Below are 17,928 nucleotides of genomic sequence, written 5' to 3'. Positions count from 1 at the left end.
TGAAAACTAAATTTTAATAAGTGAAGGATGCAAAAAAACCTCGATGATTACGAGGTTCTATATAGTTGTTCTGATAAGATGATTAATCTTTAATTCTTAAAAATTCTTTCGCTAATTCAATCATTTTAGGATCTCCAGTATATTTACCATGTTCATCAGAAAGTTTCACTGTAGGAATCCATTCCTTATTAGGAGCCTGTACGCCAATGAGTTTCATCACAATATTCATTGGCTTTAGCCCTACATCATTGGTGAGGTTGGTTCCTATTCCGAATGAAATACCGATTTTTCCTCTGCAATAATTGGTGATCTCTTCTACTTTCTCCAGATTTAGTGCATCAGAGAAAATAATATATTTAAACATAGGATTGATACCGTTTCTTTGATAGTGGGCTATTGTTTTATCGGCAAATTCTAAAGCATCACCGCTGTCGTGACGTACACCGTCAAAAAGTTTTGCGAATTTTTTATCAAACTGCTGAAAGAATACATCAGTAGTATAAGTATCAGACAACGCCACCCCAAGATCACCTCTGTATACATCTACCCAATGTTCCAGAGCCATTTCATTAGCCATTTTGAATCCGTATTCAGCAGCATGGAACATAAACCATTCATGAGCGTGTGTTCCGATTGGTTTTACCCCATATTTCATGGCAAAATGAACATTTGAACTTCCGATGAAAGTAGATTCTTTTTTCTGTGTTAAAGCTTCCATCACCAGATTCTGTACTTTGTAAGAATGTCTTCTTCTGGTTCCAAACTCGGCAAAAGTAACCCCAAGCTTGGCTAATGAGTCTGCTTTTTCAAGAGTCTTGCTCATTACCACATCGTTAGAATCTCTTTCCATGTGGTTCATTTCATAATGCAGCTCACTAATGAGTGCCAGCAATGGAACTTCCCAGAGAATCGTTCTGTACCAAAGCCCTTCCACAATAACAGAAAGGTCTCCTCCTTCCTGATGAATTTTTACTTCAGAGGGATCATAATGATAGCCTTCTAGAAAATCAAGATAAGGAAGATCTATATAAGGACATGTTCTTGCCATGAACTTTTTTTCATCTTTCGTAAGTTTAAGTTCAGCCATTTTATTGACAGCTTCTCTTAAAGCAACGTCAAATCCTTCCGGAAAGTGGTGTTTTCCCCTGTTGATAAATTCGTATTTAACAATAGAACCAGGAAATAGCTTTACCACAGCATTCTGCATGGTTATTTTATAAAAATCATTATCCAGAATAGAGTTCAATCTTACGTCGTTCATAATATGTGTAATTTTAACGCAAATATAAAAATAAAAAATAAAATCGCCTAAATGTAAGGCGATTTTTTGAAATATTTCCATGTATTGGATGGAGTTATTTCCCAAGATAAGAATTGTACATCCAAACTTCTTTCTCCTGCTCGGTAATATAGTCGCTCATTTGCGAATTTGTACCTTCATCTCCTGCTTCATCGGTAATATCTAAAAGTTCTCTCTGAAGATCAATTACGACTTTAAATGAACTTAGAATCTGCTCAACACTTTTCGTTCCGTCAGTAACTTCTTTACTTTCTTTAATAGTTGCTACCTTTAAATAGTCCGAATAGTTGTGTGCAGGAATTGCTCCTAAAGTCAGGATTCTTTCTGCAATTTCATCAATCTTTAAAACCAGGCTGTTGTACAATTCCTCAAACTTTGGATGAAGAGTAAAGAATTGCTCTCCTTTGATATTCCAGTGAGAACCTCTTGTGTTCTGATAGAATACGGAATAATTAGCCAACAGTACATTTAATTTTTCTGAAATCTTTTTGCAATCGGCTTCTTTAAGGCCAATGATACTAGCATTTTTCATATGTATATATTTATTTTTTTTAGATTAGATATCATCACCGCTTCCATCGAGTATTATAAGAAGACTTTGCTATAGTGAAGGATAAGTTTATCATTTTGTATATCCCAAATTTACGAAATATCGTGCCGAACTGTCCTGATTGTTAATAGATCATAACTATAAGAAAGTTTTTAAATATAGTTTGGATATATCGGATGAGGTGCTCAGAATCTGTTTTACATGAAAATTTTTATAGTAAGATAAATTTCATAATTATTTAATACGCCTTTTTTTAAAGCTGAAATTCATTTTTTCTACTCTCTTTTCCGTTTAAATATTATGTTTCTTTGATTATCATATTGAAACGCGCTGTATTTTACTGTAAGTATTTGATTTTAATTTTTATATAACTGTTTGCAGATTAAAAAAATATTACTATTTTTGCACCCTAAAATAAAAAGCAATTAAATGCCTACTATTCAACAATTAGTAAGAAAAGGAAGAGCCACGCTTGCCAAGAAGAGCAAATCGGCTGCCCTAGATTCTTGTCCACAAAGACGTGGTGTATGTACGAGAGTATATACTACTACACCTAAGAAACCAAACTCTGCACTTAGAAAAGTAGCAAGGGTAAGACTTTCTAACGGTAAAGAAGTTAACGCCTATATCCCGGGCGAAGGACACAATCTTCAGGAGCACTCGATAGTATTGGTTAGAGGCGGAAGGGTGAAAGACCTACCGGGAGTACGTTACCACATCGTAAGAGGTGCATTAGACACTGCAGGTGTAAATGGAAGAACACAGAGAAGATCTAAGTACGGAGCTAAGAGACCTAAACCAGGACAAGCAGCTGCTGCTCCTGCAAAAGGAAAGAAAAAATAATCATTAAATAAGGTACAAAAGCAATGAGAAAGACAAAAGCGAAAAAAAGACCGTTGTTACCAGATCCGAAATTTAATGATCAATTGGTAACGAGATTCGTAAACAACTTAATGCTTGACGGTAAGAAGTCAATCGCATTCAAAATTTTCTATGATGCATTAGATATCGTAGAAACTAAAAAAGGAGAAACTGAAAAAACTGCACTTGAAATCTGGAAAGATGCACTTACAAATGTAATGCCTCACGTAGAAGTACGTTCTAGAAGAGTAGGTGGAGCTAACTTTCAGATTCCTATGCCAATCAGAGCTGATAGAAAAATTTCTATGGCAATGAAATGGTTAATTAGCTACTCTAAAAAGAGAAATGATAAGTCTATGGCTTTGAAATTAGCTAATGAAGTTGTAGCTGCTTCAAGAGAAGAAGGTGCTGCTTTCAAAAAGAAATCTGATACTCACAAAATGGCGGAAGCTAACAAAGCTTTCTCACACTTTAAATTCTAATTAGAAATGAGTAGAGATCTTAAATTTACAAGAAATATTGGTATTGCCGCTCACATTGATGCTGGTAAAACTACTACTACAGAAAGAATCTTATTCTATACAGGAGTAAACCACAAAATTGGAGAAGTTCACGATGGTGCTTCTACAATGGACTGGATGGAGCAGGAAGCAGAAAGAGGTATTACTATTACTTCTGCTGCAACTACTTGTTCTTGGAACTTTCCAACTGATCAAGGAAAACCTGTTGCAGACACTAAACCTTACCACTTCAACATTATCGATACACCGGGACACGTTGACTTCACTGTAGAAGTAAACAGATCTTTAAGAGTATTAGATGGATTGGTATTCTTATTCTCAGCAGTAGATGGAGTAGAGCCTCAGTCTGAAACAAACTGGAGACTTGCTGACAACTACAAAGTTGCGAGAATGGGATTCGTAAACAAAATGGACAGACAAGGTGCTGACTTCCTTAACGTGGTAAACCAGGTTAAAGACATGTTAGGATCTAATGCAGTTCCAATCGTTTTACCAATCGGTGCTGAAGAAGATTTCAAAGGGGTTGTTGACTTAATTAAAAACAGAGCGATCATCTGGGATGAAGCTGGACAAGGTGCTACTTTCGAAGTAGTTCCAATTCCAGAAGACATGAAGGATGAAGTTCTTGAATACAGAGAGAAATTAGTAGAAGCTGTTTCTGAATATGATGAAACTTTGATGGAGAAATTCTTCGAAGATCCAGATTCAATTACAGAAGAAGAAATCAATGCTGCATTGAGAGCTGCTACTATCGATCTATCTATTATCCCAATGACTTGTGGTTCTTCATTTAAGAATAAAGGAGTACAGTTTATGTTGGATGCAGTATGTAAATACCTTCCTTCTCCATTGGATAAAGATGATATCAAAGGTACTGACCCAAGAACTGACGCTGAAATCACAAGAAAACCATCTGTAGATGAGCCTTTCTCTGCATTAGCATTTAAGATTGCTACTGACCCGTTCGTGGGAAGATTAGCATTCTTCAGAGCTTACTCTGGAAGACTAGATGCAGGTTCTTATATCTTGAACACTCGTTCAGGAGATAAAGAAAGAATCTCTAGAATCTATCAAATGCACGCTAACAAGCAAAATCCAGTAGAATATATTGAAGCTGGTGATATTGGTGCTGCTGTTGGATTCAAATCTATCAAAACTGGTGATACAATGTGTGATGAGAAAAACCCAATCGTTCTTGAATCGATGGTTTTCCCTGATCCGGTAATTGGTATCGCTGTTGAGCCTAAAACTAAAGCTGACCAGGATAAAATGGGTAACGCTCTAGCTAAACTGGCTGAAGAAGATCCTACATTTACTGTTAGAACTGACGAAGCTTCTGGACAAACGATTATCTCTGGTATGGGTGAGCTTCACTTAGATATCATTGTAGACCGTATGAAGAGAGAGTTCAAGGTTGAAGTAAACCAAGGACAACCTCAGGTAGAGTACAAAGAAAACTTAACAAAAGTTGCTAACCACAGAGAAGTTTACAAAAAGCAATCTGGAGGTAAAGGTAAATTTGCTGACATTGTATTTGAACTAGGACCTGCAGACGAAGGTAAAGTTGGTTTAGAATTCATCAATGAGATCAAAGGTGGTAACGTTCCAAGAGAATTTGTTCCTGCAATTGAAAAAGGATTTAAAGCTGCAATGAAGAACGGTCCTTTGGCTGGTTTCGAAGTTGAAGGTATTAAAGTTACTCTTAAAGATGGATCTTTCCACGCAGTGGATTCTGATGCTCTTTCATTTGAAATGGCTGCTAAATTAGGATTTAAAGAAGCGGGACGTGCTGCTAAGCCAGTAATTATGGAGCCAATTATGAAACTGGAAGTTGTAACTCCAGAAGAATATATGGGTAACATCATTGGTGACCTTAACAAAAGAAGAGGTACTATCAGTGGTCAGGAAGAGAAAAACGGTGCTGTTGTAATCAAAGGTTCTGTTCCACTTTCCGAAATGTTTGGATACGTAACTACTCTAAGAACACTTTCATCAGGAAGAGCTACTTCTTCTATGGAATTAGAGAAGTACCAAGCTACTCCACAAAACGTTGCTGAAGAAATCATAGCTAAAGCAAAAGGTTAATTTTTAAATTAAAGAAATGTCACAAAGAATCAGAATAAAATTAAAATCTTACGATTACAACTTGGTAGACAAGTCTGCTGAGAAAATCGTAAAAACGGTAAAGGCTACTGGTGCTGTTGTAAACGGTCCAATTCCATTGCCTACGAACAAGAGAATCTTCACAGTGTTGAGATCTCCGCACGTAAACAAGAAAGCAAGAGAGCAGTTCCAACTTTCAGCTCACAAGAGACTAATGGATATCTACTCTTCTTCTTCTAAAACTGTTGATGCTCTAATGAAATTAGAACTTCCTTCAGGTGTAGACGTTGAAATTAAAGTGTGATAAATGCATACTTTGCAATGATTATACAAATCCGTTCCTTTTTAGGGACGGATTTTTTTTATGAATCTTATTGAAAAGGTACATCAAGATATTGGAAGCAGATTTTTAAATCATCAAATCTGTTTTTTTTGCATTATACTTTCAGTAATCATAAAAAGCCTTGAAGGGATAACTCTTAATGATAGAATAGATCTGTTTGGGGATTCTAAAGAGTCCTTAGGAATGATTAATGATCTGATATTAATAGTTCTTTTTAGGGTGACATATGTCACTTGTGTTTATTTATTTAGAATGAATAAAAATAATAATTTTGCAGAAAATTATCAGATGAATAAAGTAGTATCCTTTTCTCTGCTATTATTAGGTGGGGTTCTTGCCAATGCGCAGAAAGTAAATGATTCAGTAAAACACAAGAAAATTGAAGAAGTAGAACTGTTTGGTGAAAAAAAGAAACAGCCGCAAGGCCTTGATGCAATTACAAGACTGCCTTTGAAAACCAGAGATCAGATTCAGAGTATTTCAATAATCTCCCATAAAGCAATTGAAGAATTAGGAGCACTAACAGTTACTGATGTTGCCAAAAATGTTCCCGGGGTAACTCTATTTTCAAGTTATGGTGGAGGAAACGAAAGTATGTCCATCAGAGGGTACCGTGGTGTTCCCGTATTGAAAAATGGGGTTCAGCTGGATTCAGATTTCCGTACTGCAGGGATGATTACAGATATGCAGGGAGTGGAAAGTATTCAGGTAATCAAAGGATCTGCAGCAATTGGCCAGGGAATCGGGAATGGTTTGGGTTCTGCAGGAGGAGTTATCAATGTTGTAACAAAAAGACCACAGTTTATTGATCAGACTAATGTAGGATTCCGTTATGGAAGCTGGGATTTTTACAGACCTACAGTAGACTTCCAGAGAGTATTGGACTCTCAGGGTAAAGTAGCGGTTAGATTCAATGGAGCTTATCAGAATAACAATTCATTCAGAAGCCATGTAAAAGGAGAGAGAATCTATGTAAACCCATCGATAGCTTTCCGTCCGGATGATAAAACATTAATCAATGTGGAAATGGATTATCTTCATGATAAAAGGACACCGGACAGAGGAACAATCAATCTTGCTCCGGGAACTGTTGAAGCATTGTATCACATGCCAAAAGGAAAGTTTTTAGGATATGCATCTGATTATTCAAAAACAGAAACTTTCAACTTTTCCACTACAATTGTACGTAACCTTACAGACAAATTAAAAGTAAGAGCAGCATTCGTAAATTCAGTAAGCAATACTGATTCTGAAGCTTCATCTGTATCATTACCGGCAGGTGAAACGAACTATAATATCAGACAGCGTACTATTGGAAAATCTCAAGGTGAGGATATCAATAAGGTATTACAGTTAGACTTCATCGGAGAACAAATAAAAACAGGATTTATTAATCATACATTCCAGGTTGGTTTTGACTGGAGAGAATCAGAAACTTCATCTACAACATATGAAGCTTATAAAAACTCAATTGCACCGGGAAATCTAATTACAGCACGTGCTACAAAAATAGGAAATACAACCTATGCAGCTAATCCATTGGATATTTTTGATGTTGTGAATGGAGGTATTTCTAATCAGCTTCCTGTAAATGTTATTTACAAAAACCTTGGAAGATCAAACGCGGTTTTAACTCCAAGTATCGGGGCAATGGCTCAGGATGTAATGACCATCGGAAAATATGTGAAAGCACATTTAGGACTTCGTTACAGCAGATTGAATGGTTCTGCCAACGAGTCTGTAGATACATGGAATCCTAATTTCGGATTAATTGTTTCTCCACTTCCAAACGTGAATGTATTCGGATCATATACCACTACAACCTCTTTAAGGTCTTCCAATAACTTCCTTTTAGACGGAGGCAGAGTAGGTCCATCAATGACAAAACAATGGGAAGCAGGTATTAAATCAGACTGGTTCAATGAGCGTTTAAGATTTAATGTAACAGTGTTCGATATTAAAACAGATCATCTTTCTTTCACTATTCTTGACGAAAACTATAACCCTGTTGTGATTAACAAACAAACTATGTATGGTCTTGCAGGAAACCTTAGAAGAAAAGGAGTTGAAGTAGAATTAATCGGAAGAATTCTTCCGAACCTTCAGGTGATGTCAGGATGGGCTTATCTGGATGCACAATATCAGGACAGCCCTGCTTATATTAACGGATCTGCCCCAATGAATGCTCCTAAGCACACCGCAAACGGATGGCTGAATTATAAATTCAATAAAGGGACTTTATCAGGACTTGATGTAGGTGCCGGAATTTATTATGTAGGGAAAAGACCAGTTGATGAATGGACTCAGAAAACATTTACAGCAGGTCACCTGAACAGTGTGAAACCTGGAGATAAACCTTTCGATATGCGGGAATATACTACAGTAGACGCTCAGGTAGGGTATGCTCTGAAAAACGGAATGGGAATCAGAGTATTCTTTAATAATATTTTTGACAGCGTAGGGTACAGCTCTTATTTCAGAGGTGGATACATTGACCAGATTCAGCCGAGAAACTTTGCTGTACAGGTAAACTATAAATTCTAATCAACAAAATCATTCATTATGAAAAGTATCAAAATACTATTCTTCACATTAGCTCTTGGCGCTGCTGCTATGTCATGTTCCGGAGACAAAAAGAAAGGAATAGATTATAACAAGTTCAAAACAGAAGTGAAACTGACTGCTGAACAAGAAAAGAGCTTTAATGAGATCACTGCAAAATATCAGCAGCTTCAGGAGCAGAACTTCCAGGCAGCAAAAGCGCAGGGTGGTAATATGGATCGTGTAGCTTTAGGTATCAAAAATGAGGAACTGAGAGCACAGCAGTCTATTGAAATGGCTACAGTTTTAGATGCCCCTCAAATGGAAAAGTTCAATAAATTTATTGATGAAATTCCAGAAAAAGACCGAGATATGACAATGCATTGTTAGAAAGAATCAAAACAGAAGCTCAGCTTTCTGAAGATGAATTCAAAGTAGTAAACGCAGCGAATGATGCTTTTGAAAAAGCCTTCAATGACGCTCACGATGTCTATCACGGAAATAATGATCTGGCAAAAGAATACTGGGTAAAATTTGATGCTCAGAGAAAACAGGCAATTCAGAAAGCCTTAAGTCCTGAACACTATACAAAGTTCGAAGAGATTGTAAAAGATGTTCAGTTCAAAGGAAGAAAATAAACGACATTGATACCAATGAGGGCTGGAAGCAGGAAGAAGGAGATGGATATGATATTGGGCTAAAAGTTCTTACTACTTTTAAGAAAACGTATTCAATTTGGTGAATGTAGATTAAAGTTAATCAGTAATCTTTTGGACTAAAATAACTTCCATCATAAGCTTTATGCTTCCTAGCCCGAATTTGTATTAACTTTTTTTAATTTATTCATATCAATTTTAATTTAAAACATTAAGACGGTTATACTGTCTTAATGTTTTTGCTATTAAACAATGAGATTATTATTCAAAAGCCTTTACAGGAAAAGAAGAAAAAACGAATCGGTAACAAAATACCTGATGTGGATCACTCATCTCTGGTTGGGGCTCTTATCGAGCGTTATTGTTTTTGTAATGTGTATTACAGGATGTCTCTATGCTTTCAAAAATCAGATCACTGATTTTAGCAACAGAGACAAAATCTATATCAACCCAGGTTCAGGAGTTGTTATGAATCCGGATATGATCCAGGCAAAATTATTAAAACAAAATAAAGAGCTCACTTCTCTGATGATTCCTGATGATAATGGGAAAAGTTATGTGATTGGTTACCGGGAGAATAATCTGGATAAAATCACTTACTATAATCAGTATACAGGAGAACTCCTGGGACAACCCAATGTAAGTTCTACCCAGTTTTTTGAAACAGTCCTTGATCTTCACAGAAACCTGATGATGGGAAATGTGGGAAGACAGATTGTAGGAGCATCGGTTTTAATCTTTTGTATTCTCCTGATCTCAGGTTTAATTCTTTGGCTTCCAAAAAAACTCAAGTTTTTGAAACAGGGATTAACGGTGATGTTCAAAGCCAAATTCCAGAGGGTGAATTATGATCTCCACAATACCCTTGGTTTTTATACCTTTCTGATGCTTTTCTTTATTGCGGTTACCGGATTATATGTGACTTATCCATGGGTGAAAAACGGCCTTATTGTAAGTCTGGGAGGATCATCTATTGATGCTATTTCCAAAGATAAAGATAATGAAGATGATCCCTTCGGAGGGCTTCTTGAAGATATGCTTCAAAAGCAGGATGAAAAGAAAAATCTGAAAAATGCAGCTTCTGCTTCTGTGGATAAAATTTTAAAATTGGCAGATCATCATTTGCCTTACCATGCTGTTACCAGTATAGAATTGCCCAATAAAGAAAACCCAAGATATGTTGTCATCAAAACCAACAGGCAGAACTTCCTTGGAATGATGTTTCCTGATGAAGTTACTTTTGATAAAACGGGAGTTTTCAAAACGAAAGAACTGTTTTCAGACAAACCTTTAAACAAACAATTTACAGCGTTGGCAAAACCCCTGCACACCGGAGAAATTATGGGTTTGCCAAGTATTATTCTCTATTTTATTATTTCTCTCATTGGTTGCTCTCTACCGATAACCGGATTTCTGATTTGGTGGCACAGATTCAGGAAAATGAAATAAAAGATCATATTAAATAAACTCTGAAATATTTAGATACCTCATATTCATCATCTTTTCTCATTTTCAGATTAATTTTTTATACATTTATTATTCTAAAAACAAAGATCATGAGTCATAAAGGGAACAGTTTTTTTGAGAAATTTTCAAATTGGGCAGTAAAATTTACTGGAAGTGCCTATGCTTTTGTCGGAGCTTTTCTTATTGTTTTGGTATGGGCAGTTTCCGGACCTTTTTTGATTATTCTGAAACCTGGCAGCTGGTGATCAATACCGGAACAACAATCATCACCTTTTTGATGGTATTTTTGATTCAAAAAGCCCAGAATAAAGACTCAAAGGCAATACAGATCAAATTGAATGAACTAATTGCCGCTCACGAAAAAGCAAGCAACCGAATTGTAGATATTGAAGATCTTACGGAAGCAGAATTGGATCAGCTTCACATCTATTATGAAAAGCTGGGTGAGCTAGCCAAAAAAGATGCGGATATCCATACTTCCCATTCCATTGACGCTGCACAGAGAAATCAGGACTATAAATATGAATTCTTTAAAAGAAAGCATGAAGAATGGATTCAAAAGCAGGAACAGAGAAAATGATTTTTTATTTCCTGCTTATGTTATTTATTTTTACTTGTTGTTTTTTAATTATTTTTTAATTGTTTTTTTTGAGAAATTTATACATTTGTCAAAAAAATATATGAAAACAAAATTATTTTGTCTGCCTGTGCTGTTTTTAGCTGTTGCAGCAAATGCGCAATGGAGTAGAGGGCTTCCGGAGAAAAAAATCATTAAGAAAAGTGATCATTCAGTTTATTATAAGCTTGATTTGGATCAGATAAGAACTCAGCTTCTTAGGGCTCCTAAAATGGGAGAGGGAGCACCTATCACAGTTAATATTCCTACCCTTGACGGGAAAATTGAAAAGTTTACGGTAAATAGTTTTCCAGTAATGGATGAGACTTTGGCAAATAAATATCAGTTGGGGTCTTATGTGGGGATAGGAATTGATGATCCTACCTAATATATCAGATTTAGTGTTGCTCCCAATGATTTCCAATCGATGATTATTGGAACTGATGGTAAATATGAATTTATAGAACCTGCAACATCTGATAAGTCCTATTATTCCATACATGGAAAGACTAATAAAAATGGTCATGCTTTTACCTGTAAGACTAAAGAAAGTAAAGAATCTGTAGAAAATTTACAGAAATTAATGAATGCAGGTGCAGCTGCTAAATCCAATAACAAAACTTTTCATACTCTTAGACTAGCAATGTCTGTGACAGGTGAGTATACTGCTTATTTTGGGGGGACAGCAGGAGCTCTTACACAAATAAATGCTACTTTATCTAGAGTGAATGGTGTATTTGAAAAAGAATTTAACCTTCATGTTAATGCTATTGATGCCCCTAATCTTATTTTTACCAACGCAGCTACAGATCCTTACAGTACGTCCGAGTTCATGTGTAAGTGGAACAATGAGCTGATGAATGTTCTGCATGGCGGGGCTTATGGTGTTACCGATGCTAATTTTGATATAGGACATTTATTTGGAGCTTCAGGAGGAGGTGGAAATGCAGGTTGTATTGGTTGTATAGGAAGTAATGATATTTCAACAACATCTTATACTGTAGCTCAGAGTGAATGCCAGGATGCTGTTGGAAATTATTATGCTTATACAGCTCCAGATAACTATAAAGGAAGCGGAATAACCTCTCCGGCTAGTAATGTTCCTATGGGTGATAATTTTGATATAGATTATGTTGCTCACGAAATAGGACATCAATTGGGAGATAATCATACATACAGCTATAATGAAGGAACCGGTGTTTGTGTAGAACCAGGCTCTGGATCTACTATTATGGGATATGCGGGGATTACAGGTGCTAATACTGATGTTCAGCAACATTCTGATGCATATTTCCATAGTGTAAGCATTGATCAGGTACAGGCTAATCTTGTAACAGTAACAGCCGATGTGGAAACACCCATCACAAATAATCCACCAGTTGTAGCACCAATGACAACAAATTATACTATTCCGAAATCAACTGCTTTTGTTTTAACAGCTTCAGCAACAGATCCTGATGGAGATGTCTTGTCATACAACTGGGAACAGGTGAATTCAAGTTCGTTAGGCAATGGTATAGGTAAAGCGTCGGGTACAGGTGATGGAGCATCAGCTATAGGGAATACAACATCTGGAGCAAGCTTCCGATCTTGGCCTGCAACAGCAAGTCCTACAAGATATTTCCCTAAACTGTCAACTGTCCTGGGAGGAGCTGTAAAAAATACAACAGATTTTGAAGCGGCAAGTACTGTGGCAAGAACTACAAAGTTCCGTGTTACGGTAAGAGATAATAAACCTGGAGGACAGGCGCAAACGGCTTATGCGGAACAAACTATTGTAGTAGGATCAGCAGCAGCATTTACAGTAAATACAACTTCACTTACTCCTAATGCAAACTCTACTATTACATGGACAGTTTCGGGGACTACAGCTTCTCCATACAACGTAGCGAATGTGAAAGTTGATTATACTGAAGACAATGGTGCAACATGGACAGATCTTGCTGCATCAGTTCCGAACAACGGATCAGCAAGTATTTTCATCCCTGCATCTTTGGCTGGAAAGACTATTCATTTGAGAGTTTCAGCAATCGGGAATGTATTCTATGCAGTGAAGCAGGCTAATGTTGCTAGTTTATTGGCAGTTTCTGAAGCTGGAAATATAAAGTCTGTTAAGATTTATCCAAACCCTGTAGAAGATGTATTAAATGTTCTGAACGTTTCAGCAAACGCATCTTATGAAATCTTCAATGCTCCAGGGCAGTTGGTTTCAAAAGGAACTATGGGAGATGGTAAAATTAATGTAAGAGCTCTTGTGAAGGGAGTGTACTTTATTACAATTAAAAATGGTAAAGAAGAAAATGTTGTAACTAAATTTGTTAAAAAATAGTTGAACAAAAAATAAAAATAAAACCTCTGAGCGATCAGAGGTTTTTTTTATGCTTTATATTATCTCATAAAATAGCTGAAATAACTACAGCTGCCCATTAGGTTTTTCGTTGTTTCAGTATCAGAATACTGAGCTTTCAACTGTGCGAAATAAGTTCTGTATTTCTGGTTTTTAAGATTGTCCATTTCCTTTTGGCGGGCCTCTTCTTTTTCAGACCATTTCGGATCTGAGTAATCAAAATCTTTTGGTGCTTTAGCTTCATATTGGTAATATTTACCCTGCTCAGCACTTGCCATCTGGAATAAAATTCTTGCCTTTTCTTCCTTATTGTTGGAAAGTTTAAGAGCCTTTTGATAGTAATTGATGGAAAGATCAAAATTATCAGGTTCAATATAAGACGTGTCAAGGAAGTTTTTATAATAATACTTGTAAGGGTTCTTTCTGTCCGTATTCCAGAAGTCATATTTACCCCCGTTGCTATTGTCGATATCCATTACAAACAATTCACGGTAATATCCTAAAATAGAAGTATTGTACAGTAAGTTTCCGATAAGCTGATTGGCTTTTGCCGCTTTTTCACCTGTTCCGTTTCCAATCTTTTTCAGTTGAATCAGTGCATCTGCCAGTTCAAGTTTATCCATTGTTGTTTTGATGAAAGGGAAATCTGTATAGTTTTCAACTTTCATGCTTTCAGTGTCAGCACTTCCGAAGCTCTCCCAAACATTATGTCCGAATACAAGATTTGAAATATTTTTAAATCCGTTGTATTCAGCAGGAGTATATTGTTTTGGCGTGATGGTTTGACCGCTCTTTTCATTCCAGTCATAATTTTGTCTTGGAATACCCGCAAAGCTTTTTGCTTTTTCGTAATATGCTTTCGCTTTTTCAAAGTCGGCAAGTCTCATCGCTCTGTCTCCGTAAATGGTGCTGAAGAATGCCTCTACATTTCCTACACTGTCCATGTTTTTTGCAATGATCTGTTGTTCAAACTGTGTTTTGTTTGGCTTTCTGTAAAACTCTTCCACACTTTTTACCAGGCTGGAGTTCGGGTTATATTGGAGATCCGAAAGTTTGTTATTCATCAGGAAAGATTTTCCATCCTCTCCCTGAAGGAAATAACGGTTCGCAATAACATCTTTAAGGAAATCCGCAGTAGAAGGTACTTCTCCATAATAATCGAAATTATCTGTTGTGGCCGTATCTTTCACTACTTTTTTCTCAACAAAATATTCAGCATAATCTTTCATCAGGTGATCTTCATATTCTGCATCAATTTTCGGCTGAGAAACGATGTCATTCAGAACTTTCATTCTTTTGATTTCCTCCAGATATTCTGGATTGGTCGTTTTGATATCATCCAGAATTTCAGAACTTGCTTTATAGTCTTTCTTTAAAAACTTAAGATAAGCATCTGCAATCTGCCAGTATTCATCTTTAGACTTTTCTTTTGTTTTGTCTGTGAATTTTTCAAGGTTATTAAGGAAATCCTGTGTCTTCTCATCGTAATAATACCCTGTTCTGTTATAGAATGGGATTCTGTCCGGATTGCTGAACAGTTCGTCATCACTTTGGTCAGCTTTAGCATTATCACCAGTTTTATCAGATTTGGAACCTCCAAAAAGATTTTTGAAGAACCTTACAATTTTCTGCCAGAAAGAAAGCTTTTCTTCTTTTACTTCCGGTTTTGCCTGGTCTGCTGATTTGTCTTTTGCGGAATTATCCGTTGAATTTTCTTTTTCTGTTGCTTTCTGAGCTTCTGAAGTATAGTAATAAGTAGGTAAGTAACTTCTTTCCAGCTCATTGATACTTCTGGCAGCCATTACCTTCAAAATTTCAGAATCAGGATTGATTTCATACATCTTTTCCATCATTGGAATAGGGTTGTTGAAGTCTTCATACCCTAAAAGGAAGTAAGCCATATTCTTTTCTTCATTCGTATTGGCTCTTTTCATAATATTGCTGAAAGAGGCCGTATCTGAAAGCTTCATAGAAACAAATGCAGATTCCTTACGGTCTTTGCTGTTCATGAATACCTGAAAGAAGTTCCAGTTGGCATCACTGTTCATTTCCAATCCTCTTTGAGCTCCCGCCAGCTGATCCAGAGACATGAAGTAAACCGATCCTTTTAGTTTTATAGGTGCCACATAGGTTTTAAAAGCCTGTACTGCAGAATCATAATTTCTTGTATAATGATTCAGACGTACTAGCTGATATCCGTAACGCTGTTTGATTTCAGGATTTCTTGCTGCATTGTACAGAGAGGTTAAAGCTGCGATCGTTTTATTGTAATCAAGAGCAGTGGCATTTTTTCTGTTGGCATCTCTGTCATAATAGAATGAGTTTTCACTTTCTATATAATTGATGCTCATATAAGGCTCAAGATATTTGGCTTCAATCAAATAATCAATGCCTTCCTTATATTTTTGGTAAAACCCGGAACCCATTTTTTGTAAAAGAGGGTTGGTAGGATTCCCATTCTTTAAAGCATTCAGGTCGTTCATGCTTATTTTATACACCAAATTCTGGGTTTCAGAATAGCTAAGCTGATTGTTGAAAAACTTTTTCCAAGTTTCCACATTGTCATCAGGAATCAATGCAGAGTTATAACCTCCATAAAATCTACTTGAATAGTTGTGTAGAAAAGGAAGATAGGCCTTGTCTTTGATGATGGTTTGCGTAAAAAGGTTGAAGTAATCATAATCAGGATCTGACCACGCACAGGCATCAGATTGTGTATAGAAAAGTGATACAACCGCAAGTGAAAGAATGTACTTTTTCATAGGGTGTGTAGTGTGTTTTTAGTTTTAATATTTGTATGGTATGGTTCAGGCAAGCTACCTCTATCTGCAAGAGATTAAAATTTCCGGTCTAATACAAATTTACTATCTAATTGATAATAAATAATAGTAAAATGAGGGATTTTTTTCTGTAAAAACTCAGTAACGTCCTCTAGTTGTTCTTCGGAAATTTCCTCTGCCTTTATGGTAAAGCCTTTGTTTAAATAACTTCCAAAGTAGAATCCGTCTTTCAGAACTTCAATCTCATGGTCGGAGATCTTTTTGAAATTTGGATTTTCCAGATCTCTTTTGGATAAAGCATTAATCAGTTTATGTTTCCCCAGATGATTGGTAACAATTCCCCATGAATAAATGGGAAGTGCTACTTCGATTTTTTTGATAGGATATTTTTCCATTTTTGAAAGATAGCTTTTTAAAATGTTGACATCCAGAATAGAATTTTTATCAGACTTTTCCAGAGGTGATGAAGTGGAGTAACACATCAGGTATACTTTTTCTACGGGAGGAATTCCGGTCTGCTTTTTATCTTTTACCTGATGAAGACGCAGAGTGCAGGTAATTTTTTTTCCTGAGACTCTTTTGAGCTCTTTCAGAAATTTAAAATAATCATTCCTCGTTCCGGCTGTCCAGTCGCAGTCGATTTGAATTTCATTGTTAATTTTCAGTTGATATTCTTTTGTTTTCTTTTGAATTAAAAGATGAATACTTTCTGCCAGAAATTTGATCTCATCAGAAGAAATACCTATCAACGTCTGATTAGTAATGAAAACTGTAGGGACAATCTGCTTGTTAGTTTGAAAACTTTTGTCTTTAGTAATCACTGCCACCGGCTGAAATTTTCCGTTCACCTTATCTACATCAAAGAATCTTGTATATAAATAAGGAACTGTTGCTTTATCCAATGCTTTCTTCTCTTCAATGTCAAGTCTTAGTTTAGTTTTCCAGTAATAAAACGTGTAAGGATGATCTTCTTTCTTGCTGCATGACACAATAAGAAAGAGAAGAAACAGGAATAAAAATTTAAAATTTTTCATGAGGATGAATCACTTTTCAAAAATAAGAATATTCAGGTAGAATATAAACCGTAAAATCCCGGTGATTAGTGGTTAAAGACAAGAAGTGAAAGAATATTGTATTTATATATTATAATTTGTTCAAATGCTGCGAATTCGTATAACCATTCCGCTCCCATGGAGGGGTGGCAAATTTATAATTGACGGGGTGGTTCTCTACAACAAGAAAACCACCCCAAATGGAGTGGCTCTCTCTATATACAATTTTAACTACTTGTAAAGTTCACTTTCACACTTACAGCTTTCTTTATCTGCACTTTCCCGGGCTGAGCAGCAGCCCTCAAGATGCAGAATATTTCCCCTTTCATCGGTAAGGTAAATTTTATCTTTGTCAAATTTCACCAGAAAATTCTCCTCATATTCCTTGAAAACCACTTTCATGACTTTATTGGGAGCATATTGTCCGGCATTTATTTCTTCTGTTGTTTCTTTTCCGTCAGCCTGATTCACCTGAACATATCCAAAATGAACCTCCCCGGTCTTTTTTATATCCACATAATAATGAGGAGTACCAGTTCCGCTGTATCCTTTCATGATATCAAAGCTTCGGTGTCCGGTAAAAGGAACTTTCACCTGCTGAGCCAAAGTAAAAATACTGATACACAGAATCAATAAACTGAAAATCTTTTTCATAAATCTTTTTTTCAAAAATAAATATATTTAAGCAAAGCAACCTCCGTAAAAACCCGGTTATTGCAGATGATGACAGATGAACTGTATAACATTATCTTTTCTGTAAGTAGATTGTTTCTTTTGAAAAAACAAAACCA

At 36.1% G+C, this 17,928-nt stretch carries 15 protein-coding genes and 1 pseudogene; 11 read left to right on the top strand and 5 right to left on the bottom strand.

Annotation, left to right across the window (positions count from 1 at the left end):
* Positions 1-82: 82 nt before the first annotated feature.
* Both pncB and BOQ62_RS07520 read right to left on the bottom strand, forming a co-directional pair.
* Positions 83-1,261, bottom strand: coding sequence for a nicotinate phosphoribosyltransferase (gene pncB / locus BOQ62_RS07525; protein ID WP_129038354.1), 1,179 nt, complete (start codon positions 1,259-1,261; stop codon positions 83-85).
* Positions 1,262-1,355: 94 nt separating this feature from the next.
* Complete coding sequence (locus BOQ62_RS07520) at positions 1,356-1,832, bottom strand: Dps family protein (RefSeq protein WP_105702159.1); 477 nt, start codon at positions 1,830-1,832, stop codon at positions 1,356-1,358.
* 447 nt (positions 1,833-2,279) lie between these two features.
* Here BOQ62_RS07520 and rpsL point away from each other — a divergent pair, with 447 nt between their 5' ends.
* From rpsL to BOQ62_RS07465, 11 genes and pseudogenes are all read left to right on the top strand, one after another.
* Complete coding sequence (gene rpsL, locus BOQ62_RS07515) at positions 2,280-2,693, top strand: 30S ribosomal protein S12 (protein WP_002983146.1); 414 nt, start codon at positions 2,280-2,282, stop codon at positions 2,691-2,693.
* 23 nt (positions 2,694-2,716) lie between these two features.
* On the top strand, positions 2,717-3,193 hold the full coding sequence (gene rpsG, locus BOQ62_RS07510) for a 30S ribosomal protein S7 (protein ID WP_034677991.1): 477 nt from the start codon (positions 2,717-2,719) through the stop codon (positions 3,191-3,193).
* A gap of 6 nt (positions 3,194-3,199) precedes the next feature.
* The gene (fusA, locus tag BOQ62_RS07505) at positions 3,200-5,317 is read left to right on the top strand and encodes an elongation factor G (RefSeq protein ID WP_129038351.1); all 2,118 of its coding nucleotides are present in this window, start codon (positions 3,200-3,202) and stop codon (positions 5,315-5,317) included.
* Positions 5,318-5,333: 16 nt separating this feature from the next.
* Entirely contained in the window at positions 5,334-5,639 is a 306-nt protein-coding gene (rpsJ, locus tag BOQ62_RS07500) for a 30S ribosomal protein S10 (protein WP_002661363.1), read from the top strand.
* 327 nt (positions 5,640-5,966) lie between these two features.
* Positions 5,967-8,222: a TonB-dependent siderophore receptor gene (locus BOQ62_RS07495; protein WP_129038350.1), complete on the top strand. Its 2,256-nt coding sequence runs from the start codon at positions 5,967-5,969 to the stop codon at positions 8,220-8,222.
* Positions 8,223-8,240: 18 nt separating this feature from the next.
* Entirely contained in the window at positions 8,241-8,609 is a 369-nt protein-coding gene (locus BOQ62_RS07490; protein ID WP_129038347.1) for a hypothetical protein, read from the top strand.
* Positions 8,603-8,857 carry a hypothetical protein gene (locus BOQ62_RS07485; RefSeq protein ID WP_129038345.1) on the top strand — a complete coding sequence of 85 codons (255 nt, stop codon included), beginning with the start codon at positions 8,603-8,605 and terminating at the stop codon, positions 8,855-8,857. Before BOQ62_RS07490 ends, BOQ62_RS07485 begins: the two co-directional genes overlap by 7 nt.
* A gap of 270 nt (positions 8,858-9,127) precedes the next feature.
* Positions 9,128-10,324: a PepSY-associated TM helix domain-containing protein gene (locus BOQ62_RS07480; RefSeq protein WP_129038343.1), complete on the top strand. Its 1,197-nt coding sequence runs from the start codon at positions 9,128-9,130 to the stop codon at positions 10,322-10,324.
* A gap of 107 nt (positions 10,325-10,431) precedes the next feature.
* Positions 10,432-10,922 (top strand): annotated as a pseudogene (locus BOQ62_RS07475) (low affinity iron permease family protein).
* Positions 10,923-11,022: 100 nt separating this feature from the next.
* The gene (locus tag BOQ62_RS07470) at positions 11,023-11,346 is read left to right on the top strand and encodes a hypothetical protein (RefSeq protein ID WP_129038341.1); all 324 of its coding nucleotides are present in this window, start codon (positions 11,023-11,025) and stop codon (positions 11,344-11,346) included.
* Between the two features lie 39 nt (positions 11,347-11,385).
* Positions 11,386-13,287, top strand: coding sequence for a zinc-dependent metalloprotease (locus BOQ62_RS07465; RefSeq protein WP_129038339.1), 1,902 nt, complete (start codon positions 11,386-11,388; stop codon positions 13,285-13,287).
* Positions 13,288-13,346: 59 nt separating this feature from the next.
* On the opposite strand, the gene BOQ62_RS07460 is transcribed toward BOQ62_RS07465, so the two are convergent.
* From BOQ62_RS07460 to BOQ62_RS07450, 3 genes are all read right to left on the bottom strand, one after another.
* Positions 13,347-16,067 (bottom strand): hypothetical protein, encoded by a 2,721-nt coding sequence (locus tag BOQ62_RS07460; RefSeq protein ID WP_129038337.1) that lies wholly within the window; start codon positions 16,065-16,067, stop codon positions 13,347-13,349.
* Positions 16,068-16,141: 74 nt separating this feature from the next.
* Positions 16,142-17,119, bottom strand: a complete 978-nt coding sequence (locus BOQ62_RS07455; protein ID WP_129038335.1) for a hypothetical protein — start codon at positions 17,117-17,119, stop codon at positions 16,142-16,144.
* Between the two features lie 249 nt (positions 17,120-17,368).
* A complete protein-coding gene (locus BOQ62_RS07450) occupies positions 17,369-17,791 on the bottom strand; it encodes a hypothetical protein (protein WP_129038333.1) in 423 nt (140 codons plus the stop codon).
* Between the last annotated feature and the right edge of the window lie 137 nt (positions 17,792-17,928).

The organism is Chryseobacterium sp. CH21, from assembly GCF_004119445.1.
Lineage (GTDB): Bacteria > Bacteroidota > Bacteroidia > Flavobacteriales > Weeksellaceae > Chryseobacterium.
This window is presented reverse-complemented; position numbering and strand designations above follow the sequence as displayed.